Consider the following 15,849-nt stretch of genomic DNA (forward strand, 5'->3'; position numbering starts at 1 on the left):
TTGTGCCGCAACGGTATCGACGGGCAGGTGCCGGTGCGGTGGAGGTCGGGGGAGTTCTCCCCATGTACCTCCCCGCGGACCTTCCCTAGTGTTGACCTCAGTCGGGCGGAGGGATCGCTCGAGTGAGCAGCACAGATCCACACATCACGATCAGCATCTACAGCAGGAGGACACAATGGGTTGGCTCGGAATGAACCTCGACGTCGTCAAGGGTGAGCTGCCGAAGTGGCAGAACCTCGCCGAGGACCTCGGCACCGTGATCACCAACGTCAACACCCAGGTCCAGGCGGCCAACGAGGCCTGGAACGGCGCCGACTCGGAGAAGTTCGTCTCGGAGTGGGAGTCCCAGCACCGCCCGCAGCTCGAGAAGATCAAGCAGATGCTCGACGCGCTGAGCGAGCAGCTCCAGCACGAGACCACCCAGCAGGGCGAGATCTCCAACCGCTGAGCGACCACACCGACAGCTTCGAACCACACAGACTTGAAGGGACACTGAGATGAGCGGAAACCTGACCGACGGAATGGATGTTGCCAAGATCAAGGAGGTGGCCCAGCAGCTGACCACCCAGTCCGGCAAGATCGGCGAGGTCGCCACCAGCGGCACCTCGCAGGCCGCCACTCTGGCGGAGAACTGGCTCGGCACGGACTCCGAGCAGTTCACCAGCTCCTGGCAGGACGCCGTCAAGGCGCTCCAGAGCGCGCAGGACTCCATCGACGCCTACGCCAAGCAGGCCGTCGAGCAGGCCGACCAGCAGACCGAGGGCTCGGGCGGCGGCGGGCGCGGCGCCTGATCGCCACCACACGCACCGAAGGGTGGGTCCGACCGCATGGTCGGACCCACCCTTCGTCGTGTGCGCAGGTCAGTCGTCGATGACGACGAGCACCTCGCCCTCCTGGACGACGTCGCCGGGGGCGACCTTGACCTCGGCCACCCGCCCGGAGCGCTCGGAGAGCACGGGGATCTCCATCTTCATCGACTCGAGGAGGACGAGCTCGTCACCCACGGCGACGACCTGGTCGGCCGCCACCTGCACGGCGATGACGTTGGCGACCAGCTCCGACTCGACCCTGTGACCCATGGCACACAGGCTAGCGGGCCGGCGTCGAGCTCCGGTCAGCGCTCCTCGGTGCCGGCGATGAAGGCCTCGAGCTTGGCCCGACCCTCGGTGTCCTCGCGCTGCTCCGGCGGGGACTTCATGAGGTAGCTGCTCGCGGACAGCAGGGCGCCGCCGACGCCGCGGTCCTTGGCGATCTTCGCCGCGCGGATCGCGTCGATGATGATGCCGGCGCTGTTGGGGGAGTCCCAGACCTCGAGCTTGTACTCGAGGTTGAGCGGCACGTCGCCGAAGGCGCGACCCTCGAGGCGGACATAGGCCCACTTGCGGTCGTCGAGCCAGGCGACGTAGTCCGACGGGCCGATGTGGACGTTGCGGTCGTCGGCCCCGACGCCGGCGAGCGGGCCGTCGAGGTTGGACGTGACCGCCTGCGTCTTGGAGATCTTCTTCGACTCCAGGCGCTCGCGCTCGAGCATGTTCTTGAAGTCCATGTTGCCGCCGACGTTGAGCTGGTAGGTGCGGTCGAGGACCACGCCGCGCTGCTCGAAGAGCTTGGCCATGACGCGGTGCGTGATCGTCGCGCCGACCTGGCTCTTGATGTCGTCGCCGATGATCGGGACACCGGCGTCCTCGAACTTCTGGGCCCACTCCGGGTCGGACGCGATGAAGACGGGCAGCGCGTTGACAAAGGCGACGCCGGCGTCGATCGCGCACTGCGCGTAGAACTTGTCCGCCTCCTCGGAGCCGACCGGCAGGTAGGAGACGAGCACGTCGACCTCGGCGTCCTTGAGCGCCTGGACGACGTCGACCGGCTCGGCCGGGGACTCGTCGATCGTCAGCGCGTAGTACTTGCCGATGCCGTCGAGGGTGTGGCCGCGCTGCACCGTGACGCCGGTCGTCGGGACGTCCGCGATCTTGATCGTGTTGTTCTCCGAGGAGTTGATCGCCTCGGCGAGGTCCTTGCCGACCTTCTTGTCGTCGACGTCGAAGGCGGCGACGAACTGCACGTCCGAGACGTGGTAGTCGCCGAAGGTCACGTGCATGAGGCCGGGCACGGTGCCCGACGGGTCGGCGTCCTTGTAGTACTCGACACCCTGGACGAGCGAGCTCGCGCAGTTGCCGACGCCGACGATGGCGACACGGATGGCAGTCATGGGTTCTCCTTGGTGGGGGGCGGGTTGAAGGCTGGGTGCGATGGGTCGCTGAGGGTGCCCGGGCGGGCGTGGGGCTCTCGGCGCTCGGCGTCGATGAGCTCGTCGAGCCACGCGAGGGCGCGCTCGGTCGCGTCCTCGTCGTGCGCGGCGAGGGCGGCCGACCAGCGGTCGGCCCGGGTGGCGCCCTCGCGCATGGCACGCAGCTGCTCGGCGAGGCGGGCCCGGCGCCCTTCGAGGATCCGCAGGCGAACCTCACGCTCGGTGCGCGCGAAGAAGGCGACCCGCACGTCGAAGGCGTCGTCGGCCCAGCTCGGCGGGTCGGACCGGCCGGCCAGCTCGGCGAAGGCCGCCCGACCGGCCTCGGTGATCGTGTACGTGATCCGCTGACGCCGTCCGCCGCCGGTACGCGCGCCGTCGCCGTCGACGAGGCCCTGACCCTGCAGGCTCGCCAGGCAGGGGTAGAGCGTGCCGAAGGAGAGCGCCCGGAAGGCGCCGAGGCGGGTGTTGAGCCGACGGCGCAGCTCGTAGCCGTGCAGGGGGTCCTCGTGGAGCAGGCCGAGCACGGCGAACTCGAGCATCTCGCGACGGCGCACGTGACTCCCTTCGCCCGGTCGGTGGACCACCGGCCGGCGGCTCGGTGCGGGGAGAGCGTACCCGATGTATCGAGGTGATACATCGACTCGACGTGGGTGGGCGCGCCGCGATGCGTTCATACTGGGGAGGTCTAGTCGTGATCCCGCGTGTGCAGAGGTGCCCTCATGTCCGACTCCCCCCGCTCCCGCGCCGAGGCGCGGTCTCGGCGACGCTCGTCGTCCCGGCGGAGCAGCGCGCGCCCCAAGCGGGGGAAGCGACGCATCCTGCGCAAGGTCCTCATCGGGCTGACCGCCCTCGTCGCTCTCGGCATCGGCGCGGTCGTCGCGGCGTACCTGCTCATCGACATCCCCAAGCCCAACGACCACGCGGTCTCGCAGGCCTCGGTCATCTACTACTCCGACGGCAAGACGGAGATGGACCGGATCGCCAAGGTCAACCGCGAGGCCGTCGAGCTCGACCGGGTGCCGGAGCACGTGCAGCACGCCTTCCTCGCCGCCGAGGACCGCAGCTTCTACGAAAACCGGGGCATCTCGCCCAAGGGCATCTTCCGTGCGGTGAGTGGTGCGCTCGCCGGCGAGGACCGGGGCGGCGGCTCGACCATCACCCAGCAGTACGTGAAGAACTACTTCCTCACCCAGGACCAGACGCTCGAGCGCAAGGGCCGCGAGATCCTCCTGTCGGTGAAGATCGACGGTGAGCTCAGCAAGGACGAGATCCTCACCAACTACCTCAACACCATCTACTTCGGTCGCGGCGCCGACGGCATCCAGACCGCGTCCAAGGCCTACTTCAACAAGGACGTCGAGGACCTCACGCCCTCCGAGGGCGCGCTGCTCGCGAGCGTCATCCGCGGCCCCTCGCTCTACGACCCCGCCCTCGGCGAGGAGCAGACCGAGCTGGCGACGAGCCGGTGGAACTACGTCCTCGACGGCATGGTCGACCAGGGCTGGATGACCGCCTCCGAGCGGGCCGAGCAGAAGTTCCCGAAGACCAAGGCGCCCAAGCGATCGCAGGCGAAGTCCGATGACATCGGCTTCATCACCGAGGAGGTGCGCTCCGAGCTGCGCAACCGCCTCGAGCTGAGCGACGCGGACATCGACCGCGGCGGCTTCAAGATCGTCACGACGATCGACAAGGACGCGCAGGCCGCGGCGGTCAAGGCGGTCAAGGAGCACCGGCCGACGGGGCGCCGGACCGCGGACCTCCACATCGGTCTCGCCTCGGTGCAGCCGGGCGACGGGGCGATCCGGGTCATGTACGGCGGCGAGAAGTTCGGCCGCGGCAAGTACGGCTACTTCAACTCGGCCGTGGACGGCAAGATGCAGGCCGGCTCGACGATGAAGCCCTTCACGATGATCGCGGCCCTGCGCAAGGGCATCCCGCTGTACACGACGTACAGCGGCGCGAGCCCGTACTACAACCGGGCCTTCGTCTACTCCGGCTCCGACGCCACGCCGATCCAGCGGGCCGGTGGCATCGTCAACTACGGCAACTCGTCGTACGGCCCGGTCAACATGCGCACGGCGACCCAGAAGTCGGTCAACACCTACTACGCGCAGCTCAACCTCGCGGTCACCCCGAAGTCGACCGCCGCGTCCGCCAAGGACGCCGGCGTCATCGGGTGGCAGGGTGACAAGAAGGTCCCGCTGTCGGACGGCCCGGGCAATGTCTTCGGTACGGACTCCGTCCGGGTCATCGACATGGCCAATGCCTACGCGACGATCGCGGCCGAAGGGCGCCGGGCCACCCCGTACTACATCTCGTCGGTGACGAGCACGGGCGCCTACGACATCGACTACAAGGTCAAGAAGGACGTGCGGCGGGCCTTCCCCCAGGACGTCGCCCGCGACACGATCCAGGCCATGAGCCTCGTCGGTCAGCCCGGCGGCACCGCCTACCCGACCGTCGCCGATCTCGGCCGCCCCGTCGGGGGCAAGACCGGCACGACCTCCAACAACTACGCCGCCTGGTTCGACGGCTTCACCCCGGGCCAGCTCGCGACCGCCGTCGGCATGTACAAGGGCGACGGCTCGCTCACCGAAGAAAACCAGCTGAGCAATGTCGGCGAGTACGGAGAGATCACCGGTGGCACCGTGCCGGCGCGGATCTGGACCGACTACATGATCGACGCGCTCGAGGGTGAGCCGGTCAAGCGGCTGCCACCGCCGGGCAACGTCAAGTACCGGCCGCAGACCGACCCGCCGACCGACGCCCCGGCGCCGATCACGACGACCCAGGCCCCCGCGCCCACGCCCACGACGACGCGCTCCCCGAGCAGCTCCTCGTCGAGCTCGAAGTCCTCGTCGAGCAGCTCCTCGTCGACGTCGAAGTCCACGTCGACCTCGAAGTCCACGTCGACGACGAAGTCGCCGACCTCGACCCCGAAGCCGACCTCGTCGACTCCCAAGCCGACCTCGTCGACCCCGAAGCCCACCTCGACCACGCAGCCCCCTGAGCCCCCGGAGCCGACGCTGCCCAGCCTGACGCCGGGCCGGGGTGCGACCGAGGGCCGAGGCGACTAGTGCCCCGCGAGTGGACGCCGCGCGACCTCCTGCCCGGGGACGCCAGCGCGATCATCGGTGGTCCGCTGGGGCGACGGGCGTCGGGGCGCGAGCGGAGTCTGGGTCGGCTCCTGCCCCTGATCGTCCTGATGTCGGTGCTCCCGATCTCGGGCGCGGTGCTGCGTCAGGGCCACTGCGTGGCCAACGGGTGGAACGGCGACGACCAGTTCTGGCGGGGCTGCTTCTCCGACCTGCCGGCGCAGTACCAGCTGGCCGGGCTCGACCGGGGGCTGCCAGCCTGGCTGGGCGGCGACGTCCGGCTCGAGCAGATGCCGCTGCTGTCGGGGCTGATGGCTTTGGTCGGCGGCATCGTGCCGGACGGCAACTGGCTGGACTCGTCGCGCTGGTACCTCGTCATCTGGACGCTGCTCATCACCGCCGCGCTCGCCGTCGCGGTCTGGTGCGTGGGCCGGCTGCGTCCGCAGCGGCTCGACCTGGCGACCCAGCTCGCGCTGTCGCCGATCCACGTCGTCGCGGCGCTGCTGTCGCCCGACCTCGTCGTCGTCACCCTGGTCCTGGCGGCGATGCTCGCCGACGCGCGTCGTCGCACGACCCTGGCGGGCGTGCTGCTCGGGCTGGCTCTGCTCGGGCACGCGTGGGTCGGCCTCGTCGCGATCGCCCTCGTCGTGGCCGCCCGCCGGGAGGAGCGCACCGACGAGGCGGTCCGCACGGTCGTCATCGCCCTCGCGACGGCCGTGGGCGGCATGGCCGTGCTGGCGATCGCCTCCCCTGACATCGTCCTCGGCCCCCTGCAGACGTGGTGGGCGGAGAAGCCCGGCTACGGCTCCATCCTCATGATCCCGGAGCTCGCGGGGCGCCCGCTGCCGGACCGGGTCGCGCCGATCGTCGCCCTCGTCGGGTGGGCGGGCGCCGTCTGGGCGGCCGTCGTCATGGCCCGTCGCGCATGGCGCCCGGCGACGTGGGCGCAGGTGGCGGCCTTCAGCGTGCCGGTCCTCGCGCTCACCGGTACCTCGGTGCCGGTGCAGGCGGCGCTGTGGGTGCTGCCGCTCGCGCTCCTCGCGGGCGTCTCGTGGCGCACCCACCTGGGCTTCGTCGCCGTCGAGGCGGTCCACGCGAGTGCGCTGTGGCTGCACATCGGCGCGGCGTCCGACCCGGACAAGGGGTTGCCCGCCCCCTGGTACGCCGTCGTCGTCCTCGGCCGGACCATCGCGTGGTGCTTCCTGCTGTGGAGTGTCTGGTACACCCCCGTCGACAACCCGGCTCCCCGTCCACAGCCGGGCCCCCGCCTCGATGCCCGTCCACAGGAGCCGGCCGGGGTCTGACGTCGGCCGCCCGTCCGGGGCACGCTTTGGTGCGAAGGGAGTGCAGCCGATAGCCTTGATGGGTCCCCTGCGTCAGCTCGTCGCCCGATGAGCCTGCCCGGGGGCGGATGCACAACCCTCCTGTCACGGAGAGACCGTGACCGTTCAGACCGAAGGAGGCGGGTTATCAGCATGCGTCAGTACGAGCTCATGGTCATCTTCGACCCCGAGACCGACGAGCGGGCCGTCCAGCCGCTGTTCGACAAGTTCCTCACCGTCGTCACCAAGGACGGCGGCAGCGTGGACAAGATCGACCACTGGGGCCGTCGTCGTCTCGCCTACGAGATCAACAAGAAGGCGGAGGGCCTCTACGCCGTCGCCAACCTGACCTGCACGCCGGAGACGAGCAAGGAGCTCGACCGGCAGCTGGGTCTCTCCGAGCAGGTCCTGCGGACCAAGCTCATGCGCGTCGAGGCCTGAGCGGCCTCACCCTCCGGCCTGTCGGTGTCTGCTGACAGGCTCACCTGAGACGATCACCGATCGAGAAGGAAACCCATGGCTGGCGAGACCCCCATCACCGTTATCGGCAACCTCACGGCGGACCCGGAGCTCCGGTTCACGCCGAGTGGTGCCGCAGTGGCCAACTTCACCGTTGCCTCCACCCCCCGCACGTTCGACCGTCAGACGAACGAGTGGAAGGACGCGGAGACGCTCTTCATGCGCTGCTCCGTGTGGCGCGAGGCCGCTGAAAACGTGGCGGAGTCCCTCACCCGTGGTACCCGCGTCGTCGTGACCGGTCGCCTCGTCTCCCGCTCGTGGGAGGACAAGGAGACCGGGCAGAAGCGCTCCGTCATGGAGATGCAGGTCGACGAGGTCGGCCCGTCGCTGCGCTATGCCACCGCCAAGGTGACGAAGACCCAGCGCGGTGGCGGCGACGGCCAGGGCGGCGGCTCGTGGGGCGGCGGCCAGCAGGGCGGCGCTCCCCAGGGTGGCGGCTTCGGCGGCCAGCAGGACGACCCGTGGGCGAGCGGTGGCCAGCAGGGCGGCGCTCCCCAGGGTGGCGGCTTCGGCGGCCAGCAGGCTCCTGCCCAGGGCGGCGGCAACCAGGGTGGCGGCGGCTGGGGCAGTGCGCCCAGCTACGACGAGCCCCCCTTCTGATCGATCTCTCACGCCCGGGTACGCCCGGGCACTGACACCACCCCCATCCCGAGGACCAACCTCGGGCTCTCGTGAACACGAAGGAGAGCACCACGATGGCCAAGCCCGTAGTGCGCAAGCCCAAGAAGAAGGCCAACCCGCTCAAGGCGGCGAAGGTCGAGAACATCGACTACAAGGACGCGAACCTGCTGCGCAAGTTCATCTCCGACCGCGGGAAGATCCGCGCCCGTCGGGTCACCGGCGTCTCCGTCCAGGAGCAGCGTCGCATCGCGACCGCCGTCAAGAACGCCCGGGAGATGGCGCTGCTGCCCTACTCCTCGTCCAACCGCTGATCCGCGGCCGCGAAGAACTCAGGAGCAGACATGAAGGTCATCCTCACCCACGAGGTCTCCGGCCTCGGTACCGCCGGTGACGTCGTCGACGTCAAGCCGGGCTACGCCCGCAACTTCCTCTACCGCCGCGGTCTCGCGGAGCAGTGGACCAAGGGTGCGCAGAAGCAGGTCGAGGCGCTCGCCGCCGGCCGTGCGGCTCGCGCTGGCAAGTCCCTCGAGGAGGCGACGTCGATCAAGGGCAACCTCGAGTCGAAGTCGGTCACCATCAGCGCCCACGCCGGTGAGTCCGGTCGCCTCTTCGGCGCCGTGACCAGCCGCGAGGTCGCCGAGGCCGTCGCGGCCGCCGGTGGCCCGGAGCTCGACCGTCGCACGATCGAGATCCCGACCCCGATCAAGTCGGTGGGCCCGGCCGAGGCGCTCGTGCGTCTCCACCCCGAGGTCCAGGCGAAGATCAGCCTCGACATCGTCGCCGGCTGACGACACCCGCTCGAAGGGGGGCGATCCACCGTGTGGTGGGTCGCCCCCCTTCGTCATGCGTCCTGCGTGAGCTCCCCAGGGGCGGCGCCGTCGTCATCTCATGGGTAGTCCTCCCCATGTCCGTGGGGCGGTCGCCGACCGTAAGGTCTTGGTAAGACATCACGACGAGCGGGGAGCCCACCATGACCATGCCGCCCTACGGCCAGCAGCCCGGCTACGGCCAGCAGCCCGGCTACGGCCAGCCCTACCAGGGACAGCCGATGTACCAGCAGCCCTACGGCCAGCCCGCCGGCCAGTGGGGCCAGGCGCCCCAGCAGCCGACGCCGCGCTCCGGCTCCGGCCTGAAGTGGCTCGCCTTCGGCACCGCAGGTGTCCTCTCGTTCGGCCTCCTCGGCGGTGGCGCGCTCTTCGCCTACAGCAAGATCAACGGGGGCGGCCCCCAGCCCGAGGAGGCGCTGCCGGCCTCGGCCTTCGCCTTTGCCAAGCTCGATCTGGACCCCGCCGCGGACCAGAAGGTCGATGCCTTCCGCTTCGCCCGCAAGTTCCCGGGTGCCCAGGACCCGCTGGCCGACATGGACGAGGACGGAGACCTGCGCAAGGAGATCTTCGAGGAGCTGCAGGAGGACGGCGAGTTCGAGGGCGTCGACTACGCCCAGGACGTCGAGCCGTGGCTCGGCCAGCGGGTCGGCGTCGCGCTGCTCCCGGGGACCGACGGCGGTGAGCCCGAGGTCGTCATGGCCCTGGCCAGCACCGACCAGGACGCCGCCACCCAGGGCATCGGCAAGCTCGCCGGCGACGGCACCTACTGCTCGGTCCAGCCCGAGTGGGTGCTCTGCGGCGAGGACCAGGGGGTCGTCGACAAGGCGGTCAACGAGGCCGCGTCCGCCCCGCTCTCGGAGGCCGACGGCTTCTCGCAGGACATGTCCGACCTCGGCGAGGACGGCATCGCGACGGCGTGGATGGACGGCACCAGGGCCGCCGAGCTCGAGTCGGTAATCGGCGAGGACGTCACGGGTAGCGGTCAGTCCCAGGGGCGGTACGCCGCCGCGCTGCGCTTCGACGGGCCGACCCTCGAGATCGCCGGTCGGGTCAACGATCTGCCCGAGGGCAGCGTGCCCGCGGGTGACGGGACCTCCATCGGCAAGCTGCCGACGAGCACGCTCGCGGCCTTCTCGGTCGCCGGCCTCGACGAGTCCCTGCGCAAGGCCTGGCCCGAGATCGACAAGGCGGCCCGCGAGAGCCTCGGCGACGAGTGGCAGGAGGGCCTCGACGACTTCACGAGCGAGACCGGTCTGTCCGTGCCCGAGGACGTCGCCAAGGCGGTCGGCAGCGACACGACCGTCGCGCTCGGTCCGGACGCCGACGAGCCCAAGGTGGCCTTCGTCAGCAATGGCGACCGTGGCCTGATCGACAAGGTCGTCGGGAGCACGCAGGGCAGCCCCTCCGGCTACTCCAGCGGTCCGGCCTTCGAGGTCAAGGACGCGGGTGATGGCCGCACCGTCGTCGCGACGCCGGCCGGCTACGCCGACGAGGTCGCCGGTGGCAGTGGGCTGGGTGACTCCGACGCTTTCAAGGACGCCGTCCCGGACGCCGACAAGGCCGGCACCGTCGCCTACGCCGACATCAGCAAGATCGTCGAGACCTTCGGCTCCGACATGGACGACGAGACCAGGGCCAACCTCGAGCCGCTGTCGGCCGTCGGGTTCGCGATGTGGGGCGAGGGCGACCAGGCCGAGTTCACCCTCCGTCTGACGACGAAGTGAGCCCGCTGCGGGCGGCCCGCTGTGACGCCCCATGACGAAGGGGNNCCCCTTCGTCATGGGGCGTCGTCCAGTGGACGGGGCGGGGGGGCCTGACTTTCGCCCGCCCCGCGCAGCGGGCAGGATGCAGGGGTGACTTCCATGGATCAGACCGACCGCAGTGGTGAGCGTCGAGCCGACTTCTGGCGGGCCGTCGGCTCCGTCGGGGCGCAGCACGGCGCGCTGGGCGACGCCGACGAGGGCGGGCTGTGGCCGACGGGGGCCTCGTCCTACGTCCTCGTGACGACGACCCACACGGGCATCGTCAGCACCGACGGCCTGAGCGCGGGCTCCGGCGGTCTGGGCGTCGAGCTCTACGTCGAAGGGCGCGAGCTGCTCTCCGGGCCCACCGGCGAGGGGCGGTGGCTGACCGCCGCCCTCGAGGAGGCGGCCGGTGCCGTGGCCGGTGCTGCGGCGAGCCTCGCTGAGGCACTCGACGCCCACGACCTGCTCTCCGTCGAGCTGTCGGGCGAGCACGCCCCGGCCGACTGGGTCGATGACGGCCGTCTCGGCGCGCTCATCGGTGTCCAGTTGCCCGGCCGGCCCGTCGACCTCGACCTCGAGGGCTCCGGCGCGCGGGTCCTCCCGCTCACCCCGCTGCGCCCCGCAGAGCTCGCGGTGGTCACCGCCGAGGGCGCCGCCGGCCGCCGCCGCGTGGCCGAGGGCCTGGCCGCCCAGGGCTGGTACTCCTACGCCGACAGCACCCGCCCCAGCGTCGTCTGAGGGTGCATTTCCCTAGGGAAATGCGCAGGTGGGGCCGAATTTCCCTAGGGAAATGTGTACGTGGATGGGTATTTCCCTAGGGAGATGTGCAGGTGGGGTCAGCGGGTGGCGCCGGTGACGGCCCAGGCATCGCCTCGGATGCGCCAGGCCATGAAGGCGCCCCGCACGAGCATGAAGACGGTGAAGGCCACCCACAGCGCGATGACGGCGGCCTCCGGCCCGTGGCCTCCGCCGACCGCCCGGGTCACCGCGACGACGGGCACGTAGGAGAGCAGCACGAGGGCCATCGACCCAGCGAGCCAGCGGCCGTCGCCGGCCCCGATGAGCACCCCGTCGACGACGAAGACGTAGCCGGCGAGCGGCTGCCCGAGCGCGATGACGACCAGCCCCGCGGCGATCGCGCTGCGCACGGCGGGGTCGTCGGTGAAGAGGATCGGCAGCACACGGTGCAGCGCCAGCAGCACGAGGCCGAGGGCGACCCCGCCCCACACGCCCCACCGGACCATGAGGGCGGTCGCCTCACGTGCCCCCCGCGCGTCGCCGCTGCCGAGCTGGGCCCCGGTGAGGGCCTGGCCGGCGATCGCGAGCGCGTCGAGGGCGAAGACGAGGAGCGACCAGACCGTCGTCGTCACCTGGTAGGCGGCGAGCGGCACGTCACCGAAGTCGGCGGCGGTCGCGACGGTGAGGAGGATGACGGCCCGCAGCGCGAGGGTCCGCACGAGCAGGGGGACGCCGTCGAGGGCGGCGGCCGCGACCCGCCCGACGTGCGGCCGGAGGGAGGCCCCGGCGGCCCTCCCTTCGCGCAGGACCACCCCGAGCAGTGCCACGGCCATGCCCCACTGGGCGATGACCGTGCCCCAGGCGGCACCGCCGATGCCGAGGTCGAGCCCGAGGACCAGCACGACCGACAGCACGGCATTGGCGCCGAAGCCGAGGGTGGCGACGGCCAGTGGGGTGCGGGTGTCCTGCAGGCCGCGCAGGATGCCGGTGGCGGCGAGGACGAGCAGCATCGCGGGCAGGCCGAGGGCGCTGATGCGCAGGTAGACGACGGCCTCGTCGAGGGCGGCCGGCGACGACCCGAAGGCGTGGGCCAGGGGTCGGGCGGCCAGACCGACGACGAGGGCCGCGAGCACCCCGAGGCCTCCGGCGAGCCAGACGCCGCCGACGCCGGTCTCGAGGGCCCCGCGCCGCGACCCGGCGCCGAACTGACGGGCGACGACACTCGTCGTGCCGTAGGCGAGGAAGACGAAGACGCCTGCGGCAGTGAGGAGGACGGAGCTCGCGGCCCCCAGGCCGGCGAGCGGCACGACGCCGAGACGCCCGACGACGGCCGCGTCGACCATGAGGAAGAGCGGCTCGGCGACGAGCGCGAGGAAGGCGGGGACGGCCAGGCCGAGCACCTCGCGGGGGCCGACGCGCGGGGCCGGGTCGGGGGAGTGCACCCACGCACCCTACGGAGCCGCGAAGTTACTCACCGGTAGACCAAAGTGTTACTCGTCGGTAGCCTGTGGAGGCCGGGCCCCACCCGCCGCCACCGATCGGAGACCGCCATGACCACACCCCGCCGCAGGACCAGGCGCAGAGGGACCCCCTTCGCCCTGCTCGTGCTCGCGCTCGTCCTCGGACTGCTCGCCCCGGGAGCCGGTGCCGGGACCAAGCCCTGGTACGAGCAGAGCGCCCCGCAGGCCAAGGACTCGGAGGTCAACGTCACGGGCGCCCCGTCGACGGCGACGCCGCAGGGGGAGGTGCGCGGGCTCATCGACGCGCACACCCACCTGATGTCCGACGAAGGATTCGGCGGGGACATCGTGTGTGGCAAGACCTTCAGCGAGCTCGGCATCCAGGACGCCCTCACCGACTGCCACAGCCATGGCAGCGACGGGCGGACCGGCCTCATCGAAAACCTCACCCACCTCGAGGGCAAGGGCCCGCTGGACACCCACTCGACCACGCTCTACCCCTCCTTCGCCGATGCGCCGAAGTGGTCCTCGCTGACCCACCAGCAGATGTACTACCGCTGGGTCGAGCGGGCCTGGCGTGGAGGGCAGCGCATCATGGTCGCCGACACCGTCAACAATTCGGTGCTCTGCTCCCTGCCGACGCAGGTCAACACGAGCTCGTGCAACGACATGGACGTCGTGCGCCGGCAGGTGAAGAAGACCAAGGAGCTCGAGGCCTTCATCGACGCGCGGCACGGCGGCCCGGGCAAGGGCTGGTTTCGGATTGCCTACTCGGCCCAGGAGGCCCGCGAGTACATCCGTCAGGGCAAGCTCGCCGTCATCCTCGGGATGGAGGTGTCCGCTCCCTTCGGCTGTGGGCAGACCATCGGGATCGCGCACTGCACCAAGGCCCAGATCGACGCCGGCCTCGACGAGGCCAAGGAGCTCGGCATCCGCTCGATGTACCTGTGCCACAAGTTCGACAACGCGCTGTGCGGGGTCCGCTTCGACTCCGGCACCCAGGGCATCGTCGTCAACGCCGGCAACTTCCTGAGCACCGGGCAGTTCTGGCAGGTGGAGTCCTGCCCGACCTCCCTGCACGACAACACCGTCGAGGGCGGGGTCATCCCGCCCGAGGTGGCCAAGCACCTGCCGGTGCAGGTCCTGCCGATCTATCCCAAGGGGCCGCACTGCAACAAGCGCGGGCTGACCTCGCTCGGTGAGTACGCGCTGCGCGGGATGATGGAGCGAGATCTCATGGTCGAGATCGACCACCAGAGCGTCAAGTCCGCCAAGCGGACGATGGAGATCCTCGAGGCCGAGGGCTACCCGGGCGTCATCTCGAGCCACTCGTGGATGGACAAGCAGTTCACCGAGCGGGTCTACCGGCTCGGCGGCTTCATCGCCCAGTACGGGCACGGTGCCGAGGACTTCGTCGAGGAGGGTCACGCCGATCGGCCGGTGCGGCAGAAGTACGGCGTCGGCTACGGCTTCGGCATGGACATGAACGGCTTCGGTGGCACCCCGCCGCCCCGCGACGACGCCGCGGAGAAGCCGCTGAAGTACCCCTTCCCGACCGTCACCGGGTCGGGCACCGTCGACCGCCAGGTGACCGGCCAGCGGATCTGGGACTACAACCGCGACGGCGTCGCGCACTACGGGATGATCCCGGACTGGGTGCAGGACATGCGCACCCACGGCGGGACCCGGGGCGAGCAGGTCGTCCAGGACCTGCTGCGCGGCCCGGAGTCCTACCTGCGCACCTGGGCGGCGACGACGGGCTGGCAGGAGGGCTCCGACCTGACGACGGGGGCGGTGGCCACCGCGAGCTCGACCCAGTGGAGCCTCGCGGGCAGCTACCGGGCCGGCAATGCCATCGACGCCAGCGCCACGAGCCGGTGGGCGAGCGCCTGGGGTGACGACGCGTGGTGGGCCGCCGACCTCGGCACCCCGCGCCTCGTGCGTCGGATCACCCTCGACTGGGAGGCGGCGTACGCCTCGTCGTACCGGGTCCAGACGAGCCTCGACGGCCGGTCGTGGACCACCGTCAAGACGGTCAAGGACAGCGACGGCGGCATCGACACCATCCGCCTGCCCGGCGCCTCGGCGCGGCACGTGCGGATCGTCACCGACCGCCGCGCCACGCGGTACGGCGTCTCCCTGCACGACGTCGTCATGACGAGCTGAGCGAAGGGGGCGATGTCGCGGCCGGTCTCGGGGGGAGTGCTCCCCAGTGCCGCGGGCCGCGTCACTCCGTAGAGTGGCCGCGACATCGACCACCGATCGAAGGGGGAGCCTCGTGCCGCCCACGAGCAGGATCAGCAAGGACCAGATGGAGCGGGCCCGCAGCCTCGTCGCGGCGGTCGACAAGGGCTTCGAGACGAAGGTCGTCGGGCAGAAGCGTCTGCGCGAGACCCTCCTCATCGGTCTGCTGACGAGCGGCCACGTGCTCCTCGAGTCGGTGCCCGGCCTGGCCAAGACCACGGCGGCGCACGCGCTCGCGACGGCGATCGGTGGGTCCTTCAAGCGGATCCAGTGCACGCCCGACCTGCTGCCGAGCGACATCGTCGGCACCCAGGTCTACGACGCGAGCCAGGGCAAGTTCGTCACCCAGCTCGGCCCGGTCCACGCCAACTTCGTCCTGCTCGACGAGATCAACCGCAGCTCGGCCAAGACGCAGTCGGCGATGCTCGAGGCGATGCAGGAGCGGCAGACCTCCATCGGCGGTCAGGTCTTCAAGGTCCCCGAGCCCTTCCTCGTCCTCGCGACGCAGAACCCCATCGAGCAGGAGGGCACCTACGTCCTGCCCGAGGCCCAGCTCGACCGCTTCATGCTCAAGGACCTGCTCGACTACCCGAGCCCCGCGGAGGAGGCCGAGGTCGTGCGCCGCATCGACTCCGGCGTCTTCGACCAACCGGACCGGGCGATGATCGACGTCGCCGACGCCCGCGAGCTGCAGCGTCTGGCCGGCTCGGTCTACCTCGACAAGGCGGTCCTCGACTACATCACCTTCATCGTCTCGGCAACCCGCACCCCGGGCAAGGTCATGCCGCCCGAGCTCGCGCGCTACGTCGAGATCGGCGCCAGCCCGCGTGCCTCCATCGCCTTCGCCAAGGCCGCGCGCGCCTCCGCCCTGCTCCAGGGCCGCGACCACGTCATCCCCGAGGACGTGCGCCACCTGGCCCACCGCGTCCTGCGCCATCGCGTGCTCCTCACCTACGAGGCCACCGCCGACGACGTGCGCGTCGAGACGATCATCGACGCCGTCGTGCGCGCCGTCCGCACCCCCTAGGGC

The 15,849-nt window shown here is 70.7% G+C and carries 16 protein-coding genes; 12 read left to right on the plus strand and 4 right to left on the minus strand.

The features are described from left to right. The first annotated feature begins 175 nt into the window (after positions 1-175). Together CWN80_RS06480 and CWN80_RS06485 are read left to right on the plus strand one after the other, a co-directional pair. Positions 176-448 (plus strand): WXG100 family type VII secretion target, encoded by a 273-nt coding sequence (locus CWN80_RS06480; protein WP_083853647.1) that lies wholly within the window; start codon positions 176-178, stop codon positions 446-448. 49 nt (positions 449-497) lie between these two features. Next, positions 498-791 carry a hypothetical protein gene (locus CWN80_RS06485; RefSeq protein ID WP_128277042.1) on the plus strand — a complete coding sequence of 98 codons (294 nt, stop codon included), beginning with the start codon at positions 498-500 and terminating at the stop codon, positions 789-791. 69 nt (positions 792-860) lie between these two features. Here CWN80_RS06485 and CWN80_RS06490 read toward each other — a convergent pair whose 3' ends face one another. The 3 genes from CWN80_RS06490 to CWN80_RS06500 are packed head-to-tail and all read right to left on the minus strand — an operon-like array spanning position 861 to position 2,802. Next, entirely contained in the window at positions 861-1,079 is a 219-nt protein-coding gene (locus tag CWN80_RS06490; protein WP_007925829.1) for a biotin/lipoyl-binding carrier protein, read from the minus strand. Positions 1,080-1,114: 35 nt separating this feature from the next. Beyond that, positions 1,115-2,209: an inositol-3-phosphate synthase gene (locus CWN80_RS06495; RefSeq protein WP_007925826.1), complete on the minus strand. Its 1,095-nt coding sequence runs from the start codon at positions 2,207-2,209 to the stop codon at positions 1,115-1,117. After that, a complete protein-coding gene (locus tag CWN80_RS06500; protein WP_238148100.1) occupies positions 2,206-2,802 on the minus strand; it encodes a PadR family transcriptional regulator in 597 nt (198 codons plus the stop codon). The genes CWN80_RS06495 and CWN80_RS06500 overlap by 4 nt, the downstream gene beginning before the upstream one ends. A 165-nt stretch (positions 2,803-2,967) precedes the next feature. Here CWN80_RS06500 and CWN80_RS06505 point away from each other — a divergent pair, with 165 nt between their 5' ends. The 8 genes from CWN80_RS06505 (at position 2,968) to CWN80_RS06540 (ending at position 11,115) form a co-directional block, all read left to right on the plus strand. After that, positions 2,968-5,325, plus strand: a complete 2,358-nt coding sequence (locus CWN80_RS06505) for a transglycosylase domain-containing protein (protein WP_128277043.1) — start codon at positions 2,968-2,970, stop codon at positions 5,323-5,325. A gap of 128 nt (positions 5,326-5,453) precedes the next feature. Continuing rightward, complete coding sequence (locus CWN80_RS06510; protein WP_128277044.1) at positions 5,454-6,647, plus strand: glycosyltransferase 87 family protein; 1,194 nt, start codon at positions 5,454-5,456, stop codon at positions 6,645-6,647. A gap of 171 nt (positions 6,648-6,818) precedes the next feature. Then, positions 6,819-7,106: a 30S ribosomal protein S6 gene (gene rpsF, locus CWN80_RS06515; protein ID WP_007925817.1), complete on the plus strand. Its 288-nt coding sequence runs from the start codon at positions 6,819-6,821 to the stop codon at positions 7,104-7,106. Between the two features lie 75 nt (positions 7,107-7,181). Then, positions 7,182-7,784, plus strand: coding sequence for a single-stranded DNA-binding protein (locus tag CWN80_RS06520; RefSeq protein ID WP_007925816.1), 603 nt, complete (start codon positions 7,182-7,184; stop codon positions 7,782-7,784). Positions 7,785-7,879: 95 nt separating this feature from the next. Beyond that, positions 7,880-8,116 (plus strand): 30S ribosomal protein S18, encoded by a 237-nt coding sequence (gene rpsR, locus CWN80_RS06525; protein WP_007925814.1) that lies wholly within the window; start codon positions 7,880-7,882, stop codon positions 8,114-8,116. A gap of 30 nt (positions 8,117-8,146) precedes the next feature. Beyond that, positions 8,147-8,593: a 50S ribosomal protein L9 gene (gene rplI / locus CWN80_RS06530; RefSeq protein WP_007925812.1), complete on the plus strand. Its 447-nt coding sequence runs from the start codon at positions 8,147-8,149 to the stop codon at positions 8,591-8,593. A 182-nt stretch (positions 8,594-8,775) separates the two neighbouring features. Then, complete coding sequence (locus tag CWN80_RS06535; protein ID WP_007925809.1) at positions 8,776-10,356, plus strand: DUF3352 domain-containing protein; 1,581 nt, start codon at positions 8,776-8,778, stop codon at positions 10,354-10,356. A gap of 138 nt (positions 10,357-10,494) precedes the next feature. Continuing rightward, a complete protein-coding gene (locus CWN80_RS06540; RefSeq protein ID WP_128277045.1) occupies positions 10,495-11,115 on the plus strand; it encodes a hypothetical protein in 621 nt (206 codons plus the stop codon). 98 nt (positions 11,116-11,213) lie between these two features. Here the strand turns inward: CWN80_RS06540 and CWN80_RS06545 are convergent, their stop codons facing one another. Further along, complete coding sequence (locus tag CWN80_RS06545) at positions 11,214-12,557, minus strand: MATE family efflux transporter (RefSeq protein ID WP_007925807.1); 1,344 nt, start codon at positions 12,555-12,557, stop codon at positions 11,214-11,216. Positions 12,558-12,665: 108 nt separating this feature from the next. Here CWN80_RS06545 and CWN80_RS06550 point away from each other — a divergent pair, with 108 nt between their 5' ends. Beyond that, positions 12,666-14,741 (plus strand): discoidin domain-containing protein, encoded by a 2,076-nt coding sequence (locus CWN80_RS06550; RefSeq protein ID WP_051987881.1) that lies wholly within the window; start codon positions 12,666-12,668, stop codon positions 14,739-14,741. Between the two features lie 145 nt (positions 14,742-14,886). Further along, a complete protein-coding gene (locus CWN80_RS06555) occupies positions 14,887-15,846 on the plus strand; it encodes an AAA family ATPase (protein WP_007925804.1) in 960 nt (319 codons plus the stop codon). Positions 15,847-15,849: the final 3 nt, after the last annotated feature.

Origin of the sequence: Janibacter hoylei PVAS-1, from assembly GCF_004025845.1 — a bacterium.
Classification (GTDB): Bacteria; Actinomycetota; Actinomycetes; order Actinomycetales; family Dermatophilaceae; genus Janibacter; species Janibacter hoylei.